At 48.2% G+C, this 21,825-nt stretch carries 18 protein-coding genes; 16 read left to right on the top strand and 2 right to left on the bottom strand.

The features are described 5' to 3' along the window. Window position 1 precedes the first annotated feature (1 nt). Both glnD and map read right to left on the bottom strand, forming a co-directional pair. Window positions 2-2,626, bottom strand: coding sequence for a bifunctional uridylyltransferase/uridylyl-removing protein GlnD (gene glnD, locus MJX74_RS14630; RefSeq protein ID WP_240223562.1), 2,625 nt, complete (start codon window positions 2,624-2,626; stop codon window positions 2-4). 26 nt (window positions 2,627-2,652) lie between these two features. Continuing rightward, a complete protein-coding gene (gene map / locus MJX74_RS14625) occupies window positions 2,653-3,441 on the bottom strand; it encodes a type I methionyl aminopeptidase (RefSeq protein ID WP_240223560.1) in 789 nt (262 codons plus the stop codon). Window positions 3,442-3,750: 309 nt separating this feature from the next. Here map and rpsB point away from each other — a divergent pair, with 309 nt between their 5' ends. The 16 genes from rpsB (at window position 3,751) to dnaE (ending at window position 21,820) form a co-directional block, all read left to right on the top strand. Then, window positions 3,751-4,482, top strand: coding sequence for a 30S ribosomal protein S2 (rpsB, locus tag MJX74_RS14620; RefSeq protein WP_173500898.1), 732 nt, complete (start codon window positions 3,751-3,753; stop codon window positions 4,480-4,482). A gap of 106 nt (window positions 4,483-4,588) precedes the next feature. After that, entirely contained in the window at window positions 4,589-5,461 is an 873-nt protein-coding gene (tsf, locus tag MJX74_RS14615; RefSeq protein ID WP_068232388.1) for a translation elongation factor Ts, read from the top strand. 119 nt (window positions 5,462-5,580) lie between these two features. Continuing rightward, the gene (gene pyrH, locus MJX74_RS14610) at window positions 5,581-6,321 is read left to right on the top strand and encodes a UMP kinase (RefSeq protein ID WP_068232385.1); all 741 of its coding nucleotides are present in this window, start codon (window positions 5,581-5,583) and stop codon (window positions 6,319-6,321) included. Window positions 6,322-6,381: 60 nt separating this feature from the next. Continuing rightward, window positions 6,382-6,939, top strand: a complete 558-nt coding sequence (gene frr / locus MJX74_RS14605; protein WP_068232381.1) for a ribosome recycling factor — start codon at window positions 6,382-6,384, stop codon at window positions 6,937-6,939. Window positions 6,940-7,033: 94 nt separating this feature from the next. Beyond that, window positions 7,034-7,846 carry a polyprenyl diphosphate synthase gene (gene uppS / locus MJX74_RS14600; protein WP_420851419.1) on the top strand — a complete coding sequence of 271 codons (813 nt, stop codon included), beginning with the start codon at window positions 7,034-7,036 and terminating at the stop codon, window positions 7,844-7,846. 5 nt (window positions 7,847-7,851) lie between these two features. Then, window positions 7,852-8,715, top strand: coding sequence for a phosphatidate cytidylyltransferase (locus tag MJX74_RS14595; RefSeq protein ID WP_240223556.1), 864 nt, complete (start codon window positions 7,852-7,854; stop codon window positions 8,713-8,715). Next, the gene (gene ispC, locus MJX74_RS14590; RefSeq protein ID WP_240223554.1) at window positions 8,715-9,908 is read left to right on the top strand and encodes a 1-deoxy-D-xylulose-5-phosphate reductoisomerase; all 1,194 of its coding nucleotides are present in this window, start codon (window positions 8,715-8,717) and stop codon (window positions 9,906-9,908) included. The genes MJX74_RS14595 and ispC overlap by 1 nt, the downstream gene beginning before the upstream one ends. After that, a complete protein-coding gene (rseP, locus tag MJX74_RS14585; RefSeq protein ID WP_240223552.1) occupies window positions 9,908-11,263 on the top strand; it encodes a sigma E protease regulator RseP in 1,356 nt (451 codons plus the stop codon). Before ispC ends, rseP begins: the two co-directional genes overlap by 1 nt. 26 nt (window positions 11,264-11,289) lie before the next feature. Beyond that, complete coding sequence (gene bamA / locus MJX74_RS14580) at window positions 11,290-13,779, top strand: outer membrane protein assembly factor BamA (protein WP_240223550.1); 2,490 nt, start codon at window positions 11,290-11,292, stop codon at window positions 13,777-13,779. A 23-nt stretch (window positions 13,780-13,802) separates the two neighbouring features. Beyond that, entirely contained in the window at window positions 13,803-14,321 is a 519-nt protein-coding gene (locus tag MJX74_RS14575) for an OmpH/Skp family outer membrane protein (RefSeq protein ID WP_240223548.1), read from the top strand. Then, window positions 14,321-15,373: a UDP-3-O-(3-hydroxymyristoyl)glucosamine N-acyltransferase gene (gene lpxD / locus MJX74_RS14570; protein ID WP_240223547.1), complete on the top strand. Its 1,053-nt coding sequence runs from the start codon at window positions 14,321-14,323 to the stop codon at window positions 15,371-15,373. Before MJX74_RS14575 ends, lpxD begins: the two co-directional genes overlap by 1 nt. Before the next feature lie 14 nt (window positions 15,374-15,387). Next, window positions 15,388-15,840: a 3-hydroxyacyl-ACP dehydratase FabZ gene (gene fabZ, locus MJX74_RS14565; protein WP_068232357.1), complete on the top strand. Its 453-nt coding sequence runs from the start codon at window positions 15,388-15,390 to the stop codon at window positions 15,838-15,840. Continuing rightward, window positions 15,821-16,612, top strand: coding sequence for an acyl-ACP--UDP-N-acetylglucosamine O-acyltransferase (gene lpxA / locus MJX74_RS14560; protein WP_240223546.1), 792 nt, complete (start codon window positions 15,821-15,823; stop codon window positions 16,610-16,612). Before fabZ ends, lpxA begins: the two co-directional genes overlap by 20 nt. Beyond that, window positions 16,612-17,757 carry a lipid-A-disaccharide synthase gene (gene lpxB / locus MJX74_RS14555; RefSeq protein WP_240223545.1) on the top strand — a complete coding sequence of 382 codons (1,146 nt, stop codon included), beginning with the start codon at window positions 16,612-16,614 and terminating at the stop codon, window positions 17,755-17,757. Before lpxA ends, lpxB begins: the two co-directional genes overlap by 1 nt. Beyond that, on the top strand, window positions 17,757-18,353 hold the full coding sequence (rnhB, locus tag MJX74_RS14550) for a ribonuclease HII (protein ID WP_240223544.1): 597 nt from the start codon (window positions 17,757-17,759) through the stop codon (window positions 18,351-18,353). Before lpxB ends, rnhB begins: the two co-directional genes overlap by 1 nt. Further along, window positions 18,350-21,820: a DNA polymerase III subunit alpha gene (gene dnaE, locus MJX74_RS14545; protein WP_240223543.1), complete on the top strand. Its 3,471-nt coding sequence runs from the start codon at window positions 18,350-18,352 to the stop codon at window positions 21,818-21,820. Before rnhB ends, dnaE begins: the two co-directional genes overlap by 4 nt. Window positions 21,821-21,825: the final 5 nt, after the last annotated feature.

Below are 21,825 nucleotides of genomic sequence, written 5' to 3'. Positions count from 1 at the left end.
GTTAGCCTTCTGTTTGCTGTGATAGTTGCTCGATTAAAGCCCGTTTCAGCGCGCTTTGTTGCTCGCTGCTCAGGGCCTGATCGTCGCTATTTGAAATCATAAAAAAGTCTTCTGCCCGCTCGCCAATAGTGGTGATTTTAGCCGCGTGAATATTGACATCGCAGCGTTGAAAAACTTCGCCGATATTAGCCAGCAAGCCAGGGGTGTCCAGTGCTGCCAATTCAATCATGGTGCGTTTACTGGTATTGCCGGGTAAAAATACCACTTTGGGCGGAACATTAAACTGGCGCATCTGGCGCGATAATCTGGTTTTTTGCCGCGATAAGTCTGGTTTGTCGAGAATATACAGCTCTAACGCACGTTTAATACTTTGTTGGCGTGACGGTGAATTTACCGGCTCGCCGTTTTGCTCCAGCACTACAAAGGTGTCCATGGCATAACCGTCTTTATTGGTCATGATTTGTGCATCAAAAATATTTACTTTTTTGCTATCCAATGCGGCCACTAAACGGGCGAATAACTTGGGCTGATCTTTAGTGTAAATAAACACCTGAGTACCGCCGCGGATGGGCGCTTTGCTGATCAGCACCAGCGGTTCGTCCGGGTTTTTATGCCGTAAAATATGCTCGCAGTGCCAGGCAATTTGCCGCGCGCTGTAGCGGGCAAAGTAATCGGCTTTGATCCGGCTCCATAATTGCAAAATTTCGCTCTCGCTAAAGGTTTGCTTTAGCAGCAGTGGCATGGCTTCGCTTTGGTTTTCGCGGATCAGGTCGCGCAGGTCCATTGGTTTTTCCAGGCCGCGGCGAAAGGCTTTTTGCGTGGCCAAAAACAGCTCGCGCAGCAACGAGCCTTTCCAGTCATTCCACAAATTATCGTTAGTGGCGCGGATATCGGCCAGAGTCAGACAGTACAGATAATTCAACCGGGTTTCGTCGCGTACTTTTTCGGCAAATTCGGCAACTACTGCCGGGTCATGAATGTCACGGCGCTGGGCGGTAACTGACATCAGCAAGTGATGCTCTACCAGCCAGGCAATCAGTTTACTGTCAAACTCGCTAAGCTTATGCAGCTTGGCAAATTCGCGCACGTCCATGGCGCCAAGCTCGGAGTGGTCGCCACCGCGGCCCTTGGCAATATCATGGAAAATACCGGCTAAATACAGCAATTCCGGTTTTTCCATTTTTTTGACGATATCACTGCACAGTGGAAACTCGCTTTCATGTTCGCTTAACGTGTATTTATACAGGTTTTTCAGCAGGCGATGGGTATGTTCATCCACGGTGTAGGCATGAAATAAATCAAACTGCATCTGGCCGACAATATTACGCCACTGCGGCAAATAAGCCGCCAGCACGCCATAGCGGTGCATTAAGGTAATGGCTTTATCCATGCCGCGCGGATGGCGGATAATAGCTAAAAACAGCTGACGGCAGGCTTCATAATCCTGTAAATCGCCCATTAAACGCCGTCGCACCTGGCGCACCAGCCGCATGGTGGACGAATGTACGCCGGTGATATTAGAGTTATTGGCAATATGCCAGAACAGCCGCAGCAGATTGTCACGCCGGGCGAATACTGCGTTGTCGCGGGCCACTATCAAATGGCCCTGCAGTTCAAAGTAGTCATCCAGTACCAGGGTTTTAACTTTTTCTTTGTGGTTTAAAATGCTGCCGTCGAAGTGTTGCAGCAGCATTTCGTTTAGCTCGCTTACCCGTTGCACGGTACGGAAAAACCGCTTCATCATCCGTTCAACTGAAGCTTTACCGTCGGCGCCAAAGCCCAGCCGTTCAGCCACGGCCGGTTGGTAATCAAATAAAATACGGTTTTCGTTGCGCCCGGCTTCCATATGCAGCGCAAAGCGCATTTGCCATAAATAGGCTTCACACTCCATCAATTCCTGATATTCATCTTCAGTCAGGTACTGATAGGCTACCAACTCGCGCATGGTGCGGGTTTGAAAATGGCGCTTTGCTACCCAGCCAATGGTTTGAATATCGCGCAGGCCACCGGGGTTGGCTTTTAAGTTCGGCTCAAGGTTGTAAGCGGTGCCGTGATACTGCGCATGGCGCTGTTGCTGCTCGTGGCGTTTGGCCTGAAAAAATGCCTGGCTGGTCCAGAAACTGTCTTTACTGACTTCAAACTGCAGCTGCTCAAACAACGGCTTGTTGCCGGTAAGCAGGCGCATTTCCAGCATGTTAGTGGCAATGGTAATGTCGTCTTTACCCAGTTTTATCGACTCTTTTACCGTGCGTACACTGTGGCCAACTTCAAGGCGTAAATCCCACAGCATGGTAATAAATTGGGCGATAGCATCTTGTTGCGCCGTGGATAAACGGCCGTCAGCCAGGATCAGTAAGTCGATATCAGAGCTGGGGTGCAGTTCGCCGCGGCCATAGCCGCCAACTGCAATCAGGCTTAAGTCTTTGCTTTTATGCAGCTCAGTTTTATGCCACAGCTGTACCAGCACATCATCGATAAAACGGGCGCGCGCTTTTACCAGTGCATTAACCGGATGCTGCGAAAAACTGCGGCCAAGCCAGTCGTGAAAGTCAGCGAAATGTTTTTTGTAGCTCTCCAGACTGTAACTGTCAGGCAGCGCTTTGCTAAAGGTTACGGTCTGGGTCATGTCGCTTACTCCATTATATAGCGGGCTTATTCGGCGGTTAGAATACGCTCTATCGTATCGTCACTGCGCAGCGTTAAAATTTCACAGCCGGTATCGGTGACTAAAATAGTATGTTCGAACTGAGCTGATAAACTACGATCTTTGGTTACCACTGTCCAACCGTCGGCTAATAATTTGCTGTGGCGGGCACCGGCGTTAATCATTGGCTCTATGGTCAAACACATACCGCTTTTTAATACTTCACCGGTGCCGGGTTTGCCGTAATGTAACACCTGCGGGTCTTCATGAAATACTGCACCTATGCCGTGGCCGCAGTATTCGCGCACCACTGAGTAACTGTGCTTTTCAGCATGCTGCTGAATAACATGGCCGATATCACCCAAACGCACACCGTCTTTTACTTTCTTTAAAGCAAGGTACATACATTCTTGTGTAACCCGGATAAGCCGCTCAGCCATGATGCTGGCTTTGCCGACAACAAACATTTTTGACGTATCGCCGTGGTAACCATCTTTAATTACCGTGATGTCGATATTAACAATATCGCCTTCTTTAAGTTTTTTATCGGCTGGAATACCGTGGCAAATTACCTGATTGACTGAGGTACAGATAGATTTGGGAAAACCGTGGTAGTTCAGCGGAGCCGGTATTGCCTGCTGCTCGTTAACGATATAGTTGTGGCAGATGGTGTTCAGTTCATCGGTAGTGACACCGGCTTTTACATAAGGCTCAATCATTTCCAGCACGTCGGCGGCGAGGCGGCCAGCGACACGCATTTTTTCAATTTCGGCCGGGGTTTTGATGGTTGCTGTCATGCCTGTTCTCTCTTTGGTGCCAAGGGGCGGTGTGGCCCGTTGTACTGCTGCAAAAATACACATTTGATTGTGTTTGTAAGGTGCCTATGGTATAAAGCGCGCCGCAAATTAGCAAATCGCTTTGTCTTTTATTGCAGAACCTTTCGTTCTTAGATAGAGATAAATGCGGGCTGATAGGCGGAATTTAAACAAAACACACATGTATCGACACATATTCCGGGGTGCTTTGCTTTGCGCTGAACAACAGCCAGACCAAAGTCGGCATATGGGATATATGGAGGCTTAACCCCTTATACAGGAAAATAAATCATGGCAAAAGTTTCTATGCGCGACATGCTCCAGGCGGGCGTGCACTTCGGTCACCAAACCCGTTACTGGAATCCAAAAATGAAGCCATTCATTTTCGGTGCGCGTAACAAAGTACATATCATCAACCTGGAACAAACTGTTCCTATGATGAACGATGCACTGGCATTCATTCAGCAAGTAGCAGCGAAAAAGGGCAAAATCCTGTTCGTTGGTACTAAGCGTGCGGCTTCTGAAGCAATCAAAGAAGCGGCAAGCAAAGTTGACCAGTTCTACGTAAACCACCGTTGGTTAGGTGGCATGCTGACTAACTGGAAAACTGTTCGTCAGTCAATCAAGCGTTTAAAAGATCTGGAAGCGCAAAGCCAGGACGGTACTTTCGACAAGCTGACCAAGAAAGAAGCTTTAGACCGTACCCGTGAAATGGACAAGCTGGAAAAGAGCTTAGGCGGTATTAAAGACATGGGCGGCTTGCCAGACGTGCTGTTCGTGATCGACGCTGACCATGAACACATCGCGATCAAAGAAGCTAACAACCTGGGTATTCCGGTTGTATCTATCGTTGATACCAACTCTGATCCAAAAGGCGTTGACTTTGTAGTACCAGGTAACGATGACGCGATCCGCGCTATCCAGTTATATCTGGCTGCTGTAGGTCAGGCTATCCTGGAAGGTCGTGACAAAAACATCGAAGTTCAGGCTGAAGCCGAAGCCTTCGTTGTTGAAGCAGAGTAATTTCTCTGTCATTAGCGCAGGCTAAGCTTGCGCTAACACAGTGCAAAATTGCGACAGGGGCCCCGGCCCCTGTTTGTCCAACCCGAATTATTACGAGGAAGCTCCCATGGCTGTAACTGCCGCTTTAGTAAAAGAACTTCGCGAGCGCACTGGCGCTGGCATGATGGATTGTAAAAAAGCATTGGAAGAAACTGCAGGCGATATCGAAGCTGCAATCGATGCGATGCGTAAAAGTGGTCTGGCCAAAGCTGCCAAGAAAGCAGGCCGTATTGCCGCTGAAGGTACTATTTTAACCCGCGTAGCGAACGGTTACGGTTTAGCTATCGAGTTTAACTGCGAAACTGACTTCGTAGCGCGTGATGCCAGCTTCCTGGCGTTTGCTAACGCGGTTGCCGATTTAGCCCACGCTAACAAGTTGTTCACTGCTGAAGCCATTTTAGCAGCTGATTTAAACGGCACTTCAGTTGAAGACACCCGTGCAACTTTGGTTGCTAAAATTGGTGAAAACATCAACGTACGTCGTGCTGCGGTAGTTGAAGGCGCTGTGATTGGCTCTTACGTGCACTCTGGCCGTATCGGTGTATTAGCTGTGCTGGAAGGCGGTAACGAAGATATCGCTAAAGATGTTGCTATGCACATTGCTGCTAACAACCCAGGCTTCTTAACACCAGATGACGTACCTGCTGATGTTGTTGAGCGTGAGCGTGTTATTCAAATCGACATCGCGGTTAACTCTGGCAAGCCACAGGAAATCGCTGAGAAGATGGTTGCAGGCCGTATGAGCAAATTCACTGGTGAAGTAAGCTTAACCGGTCAGCCATTCGTGAAAGACCCATCAGTTTCTGTTGGTGACTTCCTGAAGCAAAACAGTGCCAAAGCTGTTTCTTTCATTCGCTTAGAAGTAGGCGAAGGTATCGAGAAGAAAGAAGAAGACTTCGCAGCTGAAGTTGCAGCTCAAATCGCGGCCGCCAAGAAGTAATTTATTCTTCTGCAAACTGGCAAAACCCGCTAGAATAACCGCGGCTTTAGGTCTAACAACCTGGCCGCGGTTTTTTTTACCCGCAATAATCCTAATTAACCACGCACTATGGGGATCTCATGAGCACGAATCCAAAACCAACTTACCGCAGGATCTTATTAAAACTCAGTGGCGAAGCCCTGATGGGTGATGAGGGCTTTGGTATTGACCCCAAAGTGCTGGACCGGATGGCGCAGGAAATTAAAGAACTGGTTGAACTGGGCGTGCAGGTTGGCATTGTGATCGGCGGTGGTAATATTTTCCGTGGTGAAGGTCTGGCCAAAGCCGGGATGAACCGTGTAGTGGGCGACCATATGGGCATGTTGGCTACGGTAATGAATGGCTTGGCCATGCGTGACGCCCTACACCGTGCCTACGTGAATGCGCGGATGATGAGCGCCATTCCGTTAAACGGTGTTTGCGATAATTACAGCTGGGCCGAAGCCATCAGTTTATTAAAATCAGGCCGGGTGGTCATTTTTTCTGCCGGTACCGGTAACCCGTTTTTTACTACCGACTCTGCCGCCTGTTTACGCGGTATTGAAATTGAAGCCGATGCTGTATTAAAAGCCACCAAAGTTGATGGCGTGTTTTCGGCCGATCCGGTAAAAGACCCTACTGCCACGCTATACAGCCAGCTGACTTATAACGAAGTGCTGGATAAAGAGCTTAAAGTGATGGATTTAGCTGCCTTTACGCTGGCGCGGGATCATAATTTGCAAATTCGCGTGTTTAATATGAACACCGCAGGCGCATTAAAGCGGGTAATTATGGGCGAGCCGGAAGGCACAGTCATCGACCACGCCGAAAATTTACAGTAAACTACCGCCTTTAGAGCCGCTGTGTTGAAGACAGGCAATGAATAAAAAAGGATACCGATCGTGATTAACGACATTATTACAGACAGCAAAGTACGGATGGAAAAAAGCGTTGATGCGCTTAAAGTGCAGTTAACCAAAGTGCGCACCGGTCGCGCTCACCCAAGCTTATTAGATGGTATTTCCGTATCTTACTATGGCACCGATACACCGCTGCGTCAGGTAGCCAACGTCTCTATTGATGATGCCCGTACACTGGCTATTACCGTGTTTGACAAAAGCATGACTGCTGCAGTAGAAAAAGCCATTATGGCGTCAGATTTGGGGTTAAACCCGATGTCTGCCGGTACTATTATTCGTGTGCCGTTACCGGCTTTAACTGAAGAGCGTCGTAAAAGCCTGGTTAAACTGGTACGTGGCGAAGCCGAAAACGGCCGTGTTGCCGTGCGTAATATTCGCCGCGATGCCAACGCTGATTTGAAAACACTGCAAAAAGATAAAGAAATCAGTGAAGATGATGAGCGCCGTGCAGCTGAAGAAATTCAGAAGATTACTGATCTTTTCGTTAAGAAAATTGACGAAGTACTGGCCGACAAAGAAAAGGAACTAATGGAAGTTTAATTATAACTTCTGTTAACGTATCAGCGTCGTGACGCTTGGGCATTACGGCGCTTTTTTCTATTTTGCGTATTTTCTTTGTAACTTAATTCAGTAAATCAGCAGCAGACTGGTTATTATAAAATTTAAGGACAGGTCGCACCGTATGACTGCAGAGTCGCAGCTCAAACCGCAAAGCTTACCGCAGCATGTGGCAATCATTATGGATGGCAATGGCCGCTGGGCACAGCGCCAGGGCAAGCCACGGGTGTGGGGCCATAAAAAAGGCGTGGAAGCGGTTCGGCGCAGTGTGAGTTTTTGTCGCGAGCTGGGTATCAAATCGTTAACCTTGTTCGCTTTTAGCAGTGAAAACTGGCGCCGGCCGGAAGATGAAGTGTCAACGCTCATGCAGCTGTTTCTGATGGTACTGCAAAGCGAGGTGAAAACCTTGCACAAGCATAATGTCAGGCTGAAGATAGTAGGGGATTTATCTGCTTTTAGTGACAAGCTAAGAGCCAACATTGATAAAGCTGAACAATTAACAGCAGCGAACACTGCTTTAACGCTAAATATTGCCGCCAACTATGGCGGGCGCTGGGATATGGTAAATGCGGCCCGGGCGCTGGCAACACAAGTACAGCAAGGTACACTTGCTGTGGATCAGATTGACGAGCAGACATTTGCTCAGCAGGTGCAGATGCACGAACAACCAGAGCTGGATTTACTTATTCGCACTGGTGGTGATTTACGCATCAGCAATTTTTTATTGTGGCAGGCCGCTTACGCTGAATTCTGGTTTACTGAAACGCTCTGGCCAGATTTTGATCAGCAGGTTTTCTCAGAAGCGATAGCCGCCTTTGTCAACCGAGAGCGTCGTTTTGGCTGTACCGGAGAGCAGATCCGGCAGCTGGCGATGTTGGGTAAAGGATAACGAGATTGTTTAAACAACGGGTTATTACTGCGCTAATTCTGGCGCCACTGGCGTTAATAGCGGTATTTTATTTACCGCTGGCTGGTTTTGCGCTGTTTATTTCTGCGGCATTTTTACTGGGTGCCTGGGAGTGGAGTGGCTTTTGTGGTTTGCCATCCAAGGCAATACGTTGGGTGTACGTGGGCTTAACAGCAATGATTCTGGCGCTGTTGTATTGGCAATTGCCGGTACAAGTCAGTTGGCCGGTGGAAACAAATGTACTGCTAACCAGTTTACTGTTAGCGGGTAATACCTGGTGGTTGCTGGCGATTGTATTAGTGCTTAGCTATCCGCGCAGCCAAAAGTTATGGGCAAAAAGTGACTGGGGCAAGGCATTAATGGGCTGGCTGACACTGATCCCAGCCTGGGCTGCAGTAATGTTTATCCGCTCTACCGATTATGACGCCTCAACCTTTACCGGCGCCTGGCTGATCTGTTGTTTGTTATTGCTGGTATGGGCCGCAGATATTGGCGGCTATATCGTTGGCAAACCTTTTGGTAAGCATAAGTTGCTGCCTAAAGTCAGTCCGGGTAAAACTATTGAAGGTATGCTGGGCGGCCTGGCGTTAGTGGCCATCGTGGTTACCGTGGTGGCTTATTTACAGGACTGGCCACCTCAGGTAGGTATATGGTATATCGCTGCGTTATTACTGACGATTTTATCCGTATTTGGTGATTTAACCGAAAGTATGTTTAAACGTGTTGCAGGTAAGAAAGACAGTGGTGCCTTTTTGCCCGGCCACGGTGGTATTTTAGATCGTATTGACAGCCTAACCGCAACAGCCCCGCTATTTGCCATTATTGTTGCCATTTACGGCGGTTTTTATTAATGCGTAATGTGGTGATCCTGGGTTCCACTGGCTCTATCGGTATCAGCACCTTGTCGGTGCTGGCGGCGCATCCGCAGGATTATCAGGTGCTGGCGCTGACAGCAGCTACGCAAACCGATAAGCTTTTGGAGCAATGTCTGGCAGTAAAGCCGCGCTATGCCGCTATGCTCGACAGTAAAGCTGCCAGTGAGCTGGCAACAGAATTAAAACTGGCTGGTAGCTGCACTGAGGTGCTGGATGGTATTGACGCTTTATGCCAGTTAGCGGCACACCCGGATGCCGATATCGTAATGGCGGCTATTGTGGGCTCAGCCGGGCTGTTGCCAACATTGGCGGCGGTAGAGCAGGGTAAAACGGTATTGCTTGCCAATAAAGAAGCTCTGGTGATGAGCGGCGAGTTGTTTATCAGCAAAGTAAAGCGCCATGGCGCCACTTTGTTGCCGATAGACAGCGAGCATAATGCGATATTCCAATGCTTACCTGCGCAGTTACAGCAACATACCCATGATCAGCAAATCGCTGATTTTGGTATCAGTAAGTTATTACTAACCGGCAGTGGTGGCCCTTTTCTGACCACACCCTTAACTGAGTTCGACAGTATTACGCCGGCACAGGCTGTGGCGCATCCCAACTGGAGTATGGGGCACAAGATCTCCGTTGACAGTGCTACCATGATGAACAAAGGACTGGAATTTATTGAAGCGCGCTGGTTATTTAATTGCCAGGCGGCAGATATCGATGTTGTTATTCATCCGCAAAGTATTATTCACTCCATGGTGCAATACACAGATGGCTCTGTGCTGGCGCAATTAGGCCAGCCGGATATGCGCACACCCATTGCCCATGCACTGGCTTTTCCAAAGCGTATTGCCAGCCCGGTGGCACCACTTAGTTTTAAACAAATGCGCGATTTTACTTTTACCGAACCTGATAAAGCGCGCTACCCGAACCTATATCTGGCTATGGCGGCCTGCAGCTTTGGTCAGGGTGCAACAACAGCACTTAATGCGACAAACGAGCAGGCTGTAGCGGCTTTTTTAGCGCAAAAAATTCGTTTTACCGATATAGCCCGGGTTAATGAGCAAGGCCTTGAACATTTTGCTGACTTTCGTGTCAGTACGCTGGATGATATATTGGCGCTGGACAATGACGCGCGCCATTATGCGCAGACACTACTGAGGAAGCTAACTTGATGTCGGGTGCGATTTGGAATTTGCTGTCGTTTATCGTCGCGCTGGGTGTATTAATTACTGTGCATGAGTTTGGTCATTTTTGGGTCGCGCGTAAAAATGGCGTGCTGGTGAAGCGTTTCTCTATAGGTTTTGGTAAAGCATTGCTAAGCTGGCGTGATAAGCAAGGCACTGAATTTGTTATCGCGGCTATTCCGCTGGGTGGTTATGTGCGGATGCTGGATGAGCGGGTAGATCCGGTGCTGCCGCAGTTTAAAGATTTGGCGTTTAACCATAAAACTGTCTGGCAGCGCATGGCCATTATTGCCGCCGGCCCCGCCGCCAACTTTATCTTCGCCGTATTTGCGCTGTGGCTAATGTATATGCTTGGCGTGCAAACAATGCGCCCGGTGGTAGCAAGTGTGGCGCCGCAGTCTATTGCAGCCCAGGCTGGCATTACACCACAACAACAAATTGTTTCAGTAAATCAGCATAATGCCACCGATGCCAGCAGCGTGAATTTGCTGTTGGTAGAGCAGATTGGCAGCAGTAGCATCACGCTTGGGTTGCAGGATGTTGTTACGCAGCAGCAGCGCTCGGTTACACTGAATACAACTGACTGGCAGTTTGACCCTGAAAAACAAAGCGTATTTGACAGCCTTGGGCTTAATTTAGCCCGGCCTCAAGCCCTGACAGAAATTGCACAGGTGGCGCCAGACTCAGCAGCAGAGCGCGCCGGGCTTCAGGTAAATGATAAAATTATACGCATAGATGGTACTGACATTAAGCAGTGGACGCAGTTACAAGCGTTAATCAGCAACGCGGCAGAGCAACAGCTGTCTGTTGAAGTAGAGCGCAGCGGTGCAGTGTTAAGTATTAATGTTACGCCAACATTGTTGGTTACTGCTGATGGTTTTTCCCAAGGTGTGCTGGGCATTACACCTAAAGTCAGTGACTGGCCAGAAGGCGTGCTTTATACCCGCCAGTATGGAGTAATTGATGCCTTTGGTGCCGGTGCGGCCCATACCTGGCAATTTATCCGCCTGAGTGTATCAATGATTGGAAAGCTGCTGACAGGCGATGTTTCTGTCAAACATTTAAGCGGCCCTATCTCAATAGCACAAGGTGCTGGTACAACGGCAAGCCTTGGTTTGGTAGCATTTCTATCGTTTTTAGCCCTGATAAGTGTTAACTTAGGCGTTATCAATTTGCTGCCATTGCCGGTGCTGGATGGTGGGCACTTAATGTATATGCTGGTGGAACTAATACGAGGCAAACCTGTCTCTGAAAAGACGCAGGAAACAGGTTTCCGGTTCGGAGCGCTGATCCTGCTAATGTTGATGGGAATTGCGCTGCTCAACGATATTTCTCGTTTGTAAATAACTAATCATAAGTAGTTCAAATAATGACAATTAAACGATTAGTAGCTGCGATGTTTCTTGCTTCGGCAAGCAACTCGGTGCTCGCTGAAGAATCATTTACGGTTCAGGATATTCAGGTAGAAGGTTTGCAGCGCGTTGCGCTGGGCGCTGCGTTGAATAATCTGCCTTTTAACGTTGGTGATACCGTGACAGAGTATAATTTGTCACGCAGTATCCGCACACTTTACAGCGCAGGACATTTCGATGATATTCAGGTGCTGCGTGATGGTAATACGGTAATTTATCGTTTGCGCGAACGCCCAACTATTAACGCGATAGAATTTGATGGCAATAAAGACATCAAAGAAGACCAACTGAATGAGAGCCTGGCAGGTAACCGTATTGAAGTTGGTGAGCCGCTGGATAAAACTATTCTGAAAAATATCGAGAATGGTCTTACTGAGTTTTATCACGGTGTAGGTAAATATCAGGCCAGCGTTGAAATTGAAGTAACTTATTTGCCGCGTAACCGGGTTAATCTGAAGATTAAGTTTGATGAAGGAGACGCCGCTTCTGTCCGCCAGATCAACGTGGTGGGTAATAAACTATTCTCTGATGAAGAACTACTGAGCAATATCGAATCGAAGCAGGATTTACCCTGGTGGCGCTTTTTGTCTTCAGATCGCTACCAGAAGCAAACTCTGCAAGGCGATATAGAAAAGATAAACAGCTACTATCTTGACCGCGGTTATCTGCGCTTTAATATTGACTCGTCACAGGTTTCTGTTAGCCCGGATAAAGAGTCTGTTTACGTGACTCTGAATATCACCGAAGGTGAGAAATATACTATTAGTGGTGTGAAATTCGTCGGCGATTTAATTGGTCAGGATGAATTTATCCGGCAAATATTGCCGTTGAAAGACGGCCAGTTGTATAACGGTGCTCTGGTAACGTACACCGAAGAGAGTATAGCCAAACTATTAGCCCGTTTTGGTTATGCTAATTCTAAAGTCCGCACTATTCCGGATATCAATGAAGACACCAAAGAAGTTGAATTAACTATCAGTGTCGACCCTGGCAAGCGCGTTTATGTGCGCCGTATTAATATGTCGGGTAACAGTAATACCAAAGATGAAGTATTACGCCGTGAACTGCGGCAGATGGAAGGGGCCTGGCTGTCAAATGATGCGTTGGAGTCGTCTAAGCAGTGGATCCAGCGTCTACCCTATATTGAGTCAGTTGAGTTTGCCACCGCACCGGTAGCGGGTATTGATGATCAGGTCGATGTCGGTTTTACCATTAAAGAACAGCCATCAGGCAGCTTTAATGCTGGTATTTCATACGGCAACTATATGGGCATGTCATTTCAGATTGGCGTGCAGCAAGAAAACTTCTTCGGCAGTGGTAATAGTGCAGGTATCAGCTTAAGCACCAATAAGTACCAGAAATCAATAAGCACAAGTTATACCAACCCTTATTTTACGCTGGATGGCGTTAGCCTGGGCGGGCAGGTGTTTTACTCTGATACCGATTACAGTAGCGCCTCGTCTAACCTTGAAGCGTATAACCAGCAGCGCTATGGTTTTGGTGCTAATTTTGGTTACCCGATAAACGAGTATAACCGGTTAAACTTTGGCGCTAACTATGTGGTAAACAAGATTAACTCTATTAATGAGTATGATCAGCTGCGCCACTTCCGCGGTGTATTATTAGATGCGCAAAATCCGGATGGTGGTTATAAGTTCACTAACTATGAATTGTCGGCTGGATGGTCAAGAAGCACGCTTAACCGCGGTTTATTCCCAACAGCGGGACATTACCTTGGTGCCACTATACGGGCAACTACGCCTAATTCAGATCTGACGTACTACAAAGTGATGTTCGAAGCGCGTAATTACATTCCGCTGAGTAACGATCACGCCTGGTCATTCCTTAGCAAGTTAGAAACAGGCTATGGCAATGGTTATGGCTCGAAAAACGGTTATGACTATACCTTACCCTTTACTGAAAATTTCTATGCAGGCGGTGACAATATGCGCGGTTTCGAAAGCCGTATCATAGGGCCGCACGCTATCTTCCGTTACGCCCAAAGTGTACCGGGATTACCAGACCCTAATGCTGGCTCAGGTGGGTTCCCAAGCGGCCCGGAGAGTGACCGTTATCAGGTATCACAACGCTCCATTGGCGGTAACGCTATGGCAGTGGCTACGCTGGAATTGATTACCCCGACGCCGTTTTTAAGTGATGACTATCGTAATTCAGTGCGTACCAGTATATTTGTCGATGCCGGTAATGTCTGGGATACTGAGTTTGATATTAACCGCTATGCAGGCTTGACAAAAATAGTTAGCAGCCAGAATCAACCAGAACTGATCGATTACTCAGATGCCAGTTTGATTCGGGCAACAGCTGGTGTATCTTTACAGTGGATTTCGCCAATGGGACCGTTAACGTTCAGTTTGGCAAAAATCATCAAGAAATATGATGGTGACTTACAAGAAAACTTTAGTTTCAATATTGGTACAACTTTCTAGATTAGAATAATAGGGAATATAAGATGTTTAACCGTAAAATTGTAAAATCTGCCGTGTTACTGCTTGCTGGTTTGGTACTGGCAGGTAATGTTGCTGCGAAAGAGATGAAAATTGCTTTCGTTGATGTGCAGGCTGTAGCTGCACAAATTCCTCAGTCCGCTGCTATGCAGGAAACGATTAAAAATGAGTTTGCCAAGCGTATTGAAACGGTAGGGAAGTTGGAAAAAGATATTAACTTCAATATTGAAAAGTTGCGTCGCGATGGTCCAACCATGAGTGAAAAGCAACAAGATGAGTTGAAAACTGCGTTAACCAGCCAGCGTCAACAGTACGAGCAATTAGCCCGTCCACTGGATGAAGAAATCCGTAACCGTCAGGCTGAAGAACGCAATAAAGTACTGGCGCTGATCAAGGCGGCTATTGATGTAGTAGCAGAGCGCGAGAAGTTCGATATGGTGCTGAATTCCGGTGCAGCAGTGTATGCCAAGCCAGAATACGACATCTCTGAAGCTGTTGTTGCTCAGGCAAGTAAAGCAAAATAATGGCAGGTTATACCTTAACGAAACTGGCTGAGCAGGTAGATGCTCAGCTAATTGGCGATGCTGCTTGCAGCATCGTTTCAATTGCAACGCTGGAAAATGCTGGCAGCGGCCAGATTAGCTTCCTGTCTAACAGCAAATACCGCAAATTCTTAACCGAAACGTCTGCCTCTGCTGTTCTTATCACCGCAGATGACGCGCCGTTTCTTGCGCCAGGCGTCAACGCTCTGGTGGTAAAAGACCCGTATGTTGCTTTTGCCCGGGTAGCCCAATTACTGGATTCAACACCCGCCGCAGCAAATGGTGTTCACCCGACAGCAGTAATCGATGCCAGTGTCACTTTGGGTGCCGGGGTGTCTGTTGGTGCTAATGCGATTATTGCCGCCGGAGCTGTTGTTGGTAATGGCGCACAAATTGGCGCAGGCTGTTTTATTGGTGAACAAGCAATTATTGGTGAAGGTAGCCGGCTGTGGGCTAACGTTACCGTGTATCACCGGGTAAATATCGGTAAAGGTTGTATAGTGCACAGCGGTGCTGTAATTGGCGCAGATGGTTTTGGTTTTGCCAATGAACGCGGTAATTGGGTTAAGATACCGCAAACCGGTACCGTTACTATTGGCGACGATTGTGAAATAGGCGCAAATACCACTATTGACCGCGGCGCGATTGAAGATACGGTAATAGGTAGTAATGTTATTATCGATAACCAGTGCCAGATTGCACACAATGTCCGCATTGGCGATCATACGGCAATCGCCGGTTGTACTGTAGTTGCCGGCAGCACCAAAATTGGCCGCTACTGCATTATTGGTGGGGCGGCGGTGCTTAACGGCCACATTGAGATATGTGACGGTGCGCATATTTCCGGTATGGCAATGGTAATGAAGCCTATCACTGAGAAAGGCGTATATACTTCAGGTATTCCGGCAACAACCAATGCTGAATGGCGGAAAAACACCGTTAAGCTGCGGCAAATAGATCAACTTTATCAGCGGGTAAAGCAACTGGAACACCAGCTTGCGAATGTGCAAAAAGCACAGGATGCTGACCACTAGACAGAGGAATAGCTTTGGCTAACCAACTTAATTGCCTGCAAATTCAGGAAATTATGGCATTACTGCCACATCGTTACCCGTTTTTACTTATTGATCGTGTTCTGGATTTTACGCCGGGCGAAAGCCTGACAGCGCTTAAAAACGTCACTATTAATGAACCTATTTTTACCGGGCATTTTCCGGGAATGCCTATTTTTCCTGGTGTGTTGATCCTTGAGGCGCTGGCCCAGGCCACCGGTATTCTGGGTTTTAAAACCGTTACCGAGCGCTCAGAGAATGAACTTTATCTGTTTGCTGCAATTGACGACGCGCGTTTTAAAAAGCCGGTACTGCCGGGTGATACTATGATATTGGAAGTAAAGTTTTTAAAAGAACGCCGCAACATGTGGAAGTTTTACGGCGAAGCTAAAGTTGAAGGCCAGATTGTCTGCTCGGCTGAGCTGATGTGTGCCAGAAGAGAGCTATAACGTGATCCATCCAACTGCTGTAATCGAAGCCAGCGCTAAGCTTGGTAATAACGTTAAAGTGGGCCCGTTTTGTTATGTTGGCCACAACGTTGTGCTGGGAGATGACTGTGTACTCGAATCTCATGTGGCGATTAAAGGCACCAGTACTATTGGTAAAGGTAATCACTTTTTTCAATTTGCCAGTATTGGTGAAGCTTGTCAGGACAAAAAATATAAAGGTGAAGCCACAGAGCTGATTATTGGCGATTATAACGTATTTCGCGAAGGTTGCTCTGTACACCGTGGCACGGTGCAGGATCAGGGAAAAACCATTATTGGTAACCATAACCTGTTTATGAATACCACGCATATTGCCCACGACTGCGTCATTGGTAACCACACTATTTTTGCCAGTGCTGCTCAGGCCGCCGGACACGTGCATGTAGGCGACTGGGCTATTTTAGGCGGTATGACAGGCGTTCATCAGTTTGTGCATATTGGGGCGCACAGTTTTTGCGGCGGTGGCTCTATTGTTTTAAAAGATGTACCGCCATACCTGATGGTGCATGGCGCACCTTGCGTGCCTGGCGGTATTAATACTGAAGGTTTAAAACGCCGTGGCTACAGCAGTGAAGCGTTGCTGGAAATACGCCGGGCATATAAAGAAGTCTACCGCAAAGGCCAGACAGTAGCGGAAGCACTGGCAGCACTGCAGGATAAAGCCGCACAAGTGCCGGAGTTAAAACTCTTTACCGACTTTATCGCTAACGCCAGCAGAGGCATAGTGCGCTGATGGCGATTGCTGATACGCCTTTAAAAATAGCCATTATCGCCGGGGAACACTCCGGCGATATTTTAGGTGCCGATCTGATGATTGCACTTAAAGCTATACACCCGGATGCGGTGTTCTACGGCATTGGCGGGCCGCGCATGCAGGCGCTGGGTTTTAATGCCCTGTTTGATATGGAAGAACTGGCAGTAATGGGCATTGTTGAAGTGCTTGGCCGTTTACCACGCTTACTGCAGGTTAAACGCGAAATTCTCGCCGCTTTAATGACCGATAAGCCCGATGTGTTTGTTGGTATTGATGCGCCGGATTTTAATTTGCCGGTAGAGTTAAAGCTGAAACAGGCCGGTATTAAAACTGTGCATTACGTTAGCCCGTCGGTGTGGGCGTGGCGGCATAAACGAATTTTTAAAATTGCAGCCGCGACCAATATGGTGTTATCGCTGCTGCCATTTGAAAAAGCTTTTTACGATAAATATCAGGTGCCCTGTACTTTTGTTGGCCACACCATGGCCGATACGATGCCGCTGGACGTGGATAAGGCCGCAGCAAAAGCCGAATTGGGCCTACAGCCGGATAAGCTGGTACTGGCGATTATGCCTGGCAGCCGTACCAATGAAATTAAACTGCTGGCAGGTGATTTTCTGCAGGCCGCAATACTGCTACAACAACAGTTTCCCGATATACAGTTCGTTACCAATATGGTGACGTCGGCAAAGGCCGCACAGTTTAATGCGATTAAACAGCAGATAGCGCCGGAGCTTAAAATCACCGAATTTACCGGCCAGGCCCGCCAGGTATTGTTAGCGTCTGATGCAACTTTTATAACCTCAGGCACCGCCACACTTGAAGCCATGTTAGCCAAATGCCTGATGGTGGTGTCGTACCGGGCTAACTGGCTTACTTACCAAATTGGTAAACGGCTGGTAAAGCTGGCGCATTTTAGTTTGCCAAACTTGCTTGCCGGGCGTGGCATGGTTACGGAATTATTGCAGCATCAGGTGACGCCGCAAGCTCTGGTAAAAGCGATGGTACCTTTGTTAAGTTCAGAGCGCGCTACCCTATTGCAGCAGTACCGGGTTATTCATCAAAGCATTAAATGCAATGCCAGTACCAAAGCGGCAGAAGCAATTTTACAGGTAAGTAAATAATGTTGTATCAACGACCTGACGTACAGCTGCTTTGCGGTGTAGATGAAGTGGGCCGCGGTCCGCTAATTGGCGCTGTGGTAACGGCGGCAGTTATTTTAAACCCTAATAAACCCATTGCAGGGCTTACTGACTCAAAAAAATTGTCTGAAAAGCGTCGTACGGAACTGGCTGAGCTCATTAAACAAAATGCCCTGTGCTGGGCGCTTGGCCGGGCAGAGCCTGCTGAAATTGATCAGTTGAATATTCTGCACGCTACTATGCTGGCAATGCGTCGTGCTGTGGCGGCGTTGTGTATTAAACCAGAATGGGTGCTGGTAGATGGCAACCGCACCACAGATTTTGGCTTGCCCGCTACGGCTATCGTTAAAGGCGACTTGCTGGTACCGGAAATCAGTGCTGCTTCTATTTTGGCCAAAGTGGCACGTGATGCCGAAATGCACGCTTTACATCAGGCTTACCCGGATTATGGCTTTGATGCCCATAAAGGCTATCCTACAGCCGCTCATCTGGCCGCAATAGGCGTGCACGGTGTATTAAGTGAGCACCGTCGAAGCTTTAAGCCGGTGCGGCAGGTGCTGGAGCAACAGGGGCTATGAGTTCTCCTGCTTTTATCCATCTGCGCGTACACAGCGATTTTTCAATGATCGACGGTGTCGCCAAAGTTAAGCCTATCGTTAAAGCGGCACAAAAACTGGCAATGCCTGCGCTGGCATTAACTGATCAAATGAATTTTTGCGGCCTGGTGCGGTTTTACAGTACAGCCCATGAAGCCGGTATTAAACCTATCATCGGCGTTGATTGCTGGGTTCAGCATCCTTTATTTGGTGGCGAGAGCAGCCGTATGCTATTGCTGGCGGCAGATAACGCCGGTTATCAGAACCTCAGCCAGCTTATTTCCAAAGCCTACCTGCGTGGCCATGTTGATAGCAAACCACAAATAGAACATGACTGGCTGGCTGAGTTTGCTCAGGGCGTGATTATTTTATCCGGTGCTAAAGATGGCCTGGTTGGTAAAGCGCTGTTAAAAGAAAACGGCCAAAGCCTGACCGAACTACTGCAGTTTTATCAGCAGTATTTTCCGCAGCGCTTTTATCTGGAAATCACCCGTACCGGGCGGCCGGATGAAGAGCTATATATTCAAAAAGCAGTGACCCTGGCAGAGCAACACGATTTACCGCTGGTTGCTACCAATGAAGTGGTGTTTTTACAACCGGAAGACTTTCCGGCCCACGAGATCCGGGTTGCTATTCACGATGGCTTTACGCTGGACGACAAGCGCCGGCCTAAATTGTATTCTGAACAGCAATACCTTAAATCTGAACAGGAAATGCAACAGCTGTTTGCTGATTTGCCAGAAGCACTGCAAAACTCTGTTGAAATAGCCAAACGTTGTAATGTCACTATCCGGCTGGGGGAATATTTTCTGCCGGCGTTTCCTACCGGTGGCATGACAGATGCTGATTTTCTGGTAATGAAATCGCGCGAAGGCCTCGAAGAGCGTTTACTGCAGCTGTTCCCTGATACCAGTGAGCGGGCGCAAAAACGTGTCGGGTACGATGAGCGGTTGCAAATAGAGCTGGACGTTATTAACCAGATGGGTTTTCCCGGTTACTTCCTGGTGGTAATGGAGTTTATCCAGTGGAGTAAAGATAATGATATTCCGGTAGGACCGGGGCGGGGCTCTGGTGCGGGTTCATTAGTGGCTTATGCGCTTAAAATTACTGATTTAGATCCGCTGGAATTCGATCTGCTGTTCGAGCGTTTTTTAAACCCTGAACGGGTCTCTATGCCAGATTTTGACGTCGATTTCTGCATGGACAGGCGCGACGAAGTAATTGATCACGTAGCCGATATGTATGGCCGTGAAGCGGTATCGCAAATTATTACCTTCGGTACCATGGCTGCCAAAGCCGTAATACGCGACGTTGGCCGGGTGCTGGGCCATCCGTATGGTTTTGTTGACCGCATATCCAAGCTTATTCCGCCCACGCCAGGCATGACACTGGAACAGGCGTTTAAAGAAGAGCCGCGTCTGCCAGAGCTGTACGCTCAGGATCAGGAAGTTAAAGATCTGATTGATATGGCGCGCCAGCTTGAAGGTGTAACCCGTAACGCCGGTAAACACGCCGGTGGTGTGGTAATAGCGCCAACCAAAATTACCGATTTCTCCCCGTTGTATTGCGATGATGAAGGCAATAACCCGGTTACCCAGTTTGACAAAAACGACGTTGAATATGCCGGGTTGGTAAAATTCGACTTCTTAGGCCTGCGCACTCTCACTATCTTGCAGTGGGCGGTGAATATGGCTAACACGCGGTTGAAAAAAGAAGGCCGCGATAGCATCGACATCAACTCCATTCCGCTGGTAGACAAACGAAGCTTTGACTTACTGCAAAAAGCTGACACCACGGCGGTATTCCAGCTCGAATCGCGCGGCATGAAAGACTTAATCCGCCGTCTGCAACCAGACTGCTTTGAAGATATGATAGCTCTGGTCGCATTGTTCCGGCCCGGGCCGTTGCAGTCGGGCATGGTAGATAACTTTATCGACCGTAAGCGTGGCCGTGAAGCTATCTCTTATCCGGATGCTACTTGGCAGCATGATTCATTAAAGCCGATTCTTGAGCCGACGTACGGCATTATCCTCTATCAGGAACAGGTAATGCAGATAGCCCAGGTGCTGTCGGGATACTCGCTTGGCGGTGCCGACTTATTACGCCGGGCTATGGGTAAGAAAAAGCCGGAAGAGATGGCCAAACAACGCGATACGTTCCAGGAAGGCGCGGCAAAAAATGGCATTGACCCGGACCTGGCGATTAAGATTTTCGATCTGGTAGAAAAATTTGCCGGTTACGGTTTTAACAAATCGCACTCGGCGGCGTATGCGTTGGTGTCGTACCAAACACTGTGGATGAAGGCGCATTATCCGGCAGAATTTATGGCAGCGGTAATGTCGGCTGACATGGACAACACCGACAAAATTGTTACCCTGGTAGATGAATGCGAGCGCATGAAGCTGAAGCTTATTCCGCCCGATGTTAACGCCGGGGTGTATAAGTTCACGGTTAATGAGCAAGGCCATATTGTTTACGGTATTGGTGCTATTAAAGGTGTAGGCGAAGGTCCGATAGAGGCCATCCTTGAGGCGCGCAATAAGCACGGCAGCTTTAGCGACTTATTTGATTTTTGCGCCAAAGTCGATTTAAAGAAGCTAAACCGGCGCGTGATAGAAAAACTGATTTTATCCGGCGCTATGGACCGCTTAGGCCCGCACCGTGCTGCGCTGTCGGCCACGCTGGAAGAAGCCATGAAAGCTGCCGAGCAGCACGCTAAAGCGCAGGCTGTAGGGCAGGATGATTTATTCGGTTTGTTAAGCCCTGAGCCAGAGCACGCTGCGGCAGCATTTAAACAGGTAGAGCCCTGGGCAGATGAAGTCTGGTTGGAGGGCGAGCGTGAAACTTTAGGCTTATATTTAACCGGCCACCCGATAAACCGTTATCTGGAAGAAATTCCGCGCTATATTAATTGCCGGTTAGTGGAACTGCAGCCAACGAAGAAAGATCAAAGTACCACTGTTGCCGGCCTGGTGGTATCAGTGCGGGTGATGATTAATAAAAAAGGCCGACGCTGGGCTATTGTCACACTGGATGATAAGTCTGCGCGGCTTGATGTAAGGTTTTTCCCGGATTTACTGGAAAACTTCGAACAACAGCTACAAAAAGACCGGATCCTGGTAATAACGGGACAGGTCAGCTTTGATGATTTTAACGGTGGCCTTACAATGACCGGCCGCGATGTCAGCGAAATTACTCAGGTAAGGGAAAAATCTCTGAGATCGTTGAATATCACTGTACAATCGGCACAAATAGACCACAATTACCTGCAAAGATTGCAGCAGGTACTGGGTGAATTTAAAGCAGGTACGGTGCCGGTTAAACTCCGCTATCAGCGCCAGGAAGGCGAGGTGATGTTACAGCTAGGGACACAATGGTGGGTAACGCCAGCCGACGCTTTGTTGCACCAGTTAAAGCAATTGGCAACAATAGAACTGGAATTTAATTAATTAGG

Origin of the sequence: Rheinheimera hassiensis, assembly GCF_022436675.1 — a bacterium.
GTDB lineage: Bacteria > Pseudomonadota > Gammaproteobacteria > Enterobacterales > Alteromonadaceae > Alishewanella > Alishewanella hassiensis.
Note: the sequence above shows the minus strand (reverse complement) of the source record. Positions and strands in the feature narration are given on the sequence as shown.

Excerpts from the sequence above, each read along its gene's own strand:
- glnD (WP_240223562.1), bottom strand. The coding sequence starts at position 2,626 with ATGACCCAGACCGTAACCTTTAGCAAAGCGCTGCCTGACAGTTACAGT.
- map (WP_240223560.1), bottom strand. The coding sequence starts at position 3,441 with ATGACAGCAACCATCAAAACCCCGGCCGAAATTGAAAAAATGCGTGTC.
- rpsB (WP_173500898.1), top strand. The coding sequence starts at position 3,751 with ATGGCAAAAGTTTCTATGCGCGACATGCTCCAGGCGGGCGTGCACTTC.
- tsf (WP_068232388.1), top strand. The coding sequence starts at position 4,589 with ATGGCTGTAACTGCCGCTTTAGTAAAAGAACTTCGCGAGCGCACTGGC.
- pyrH (WP_068232385.1), top strand. The coding sequence starts at position 5,581 with ATGAGCACGAATCCAAAACCAACTTACCGCAGGATCTTATTAAAACTC.
- ispC (WP_240223554.1), top strand. The coding sequence starts at position 8,715 with ATGCGTAATGTGGTGATCCTGGGTTCCACTGGCTCTATCGGTATCAGC.
- rseP (WP_240223552.1), top strand. The coding sequence starts at position 9,908 with ATGTCGGGTGCGATTTGGAATTTGCTGTCGTTTATCGTCGCGCTGGGT.
- bamA (WP_240223550.1), top strand. The coding sequence starts at position 11,290 with ATGACAATTAAACGATTAGTAGCTGCGATGTTTCTTGCTTCGGCAAGC.
- MJX74_RS14575 (WP_240223548.1), top strand. The coding sequence starts at position 13,803 with ATGTTTAACCGTAAAATTGTAAAATCTGCCGTGTTACTGCTTGCTGGT.
- lpxD (WP_240223547.1), top strand. The coding sequence starts at position 14,321 with ATGGCAGGTTATACCTTAACGAAACTGGCTGAGCAGGTAGATGCTCAG.
- lpxB (WP_240223545.1), top strand. The coding sequence starts at position 16,612 with ATGGCGATTGCTGATACGCCTTTAAAAATAGCCATTATCGCCGGGGAA.
- rnhB (WP_240223544.1), top strand. The coding sequence starts at position 17,757 with ATGTTGTATCAACGACCTGACGTACAGCTGCTTTGCGGTGTAGATGAA.
- dnaE (WP_240223543.1), top strand. The coding sequence starts at position 18,350 with ATGAGTTCTCCTGCTTTTATCCATCTGCGCGTACACAGCGATTTTTCA.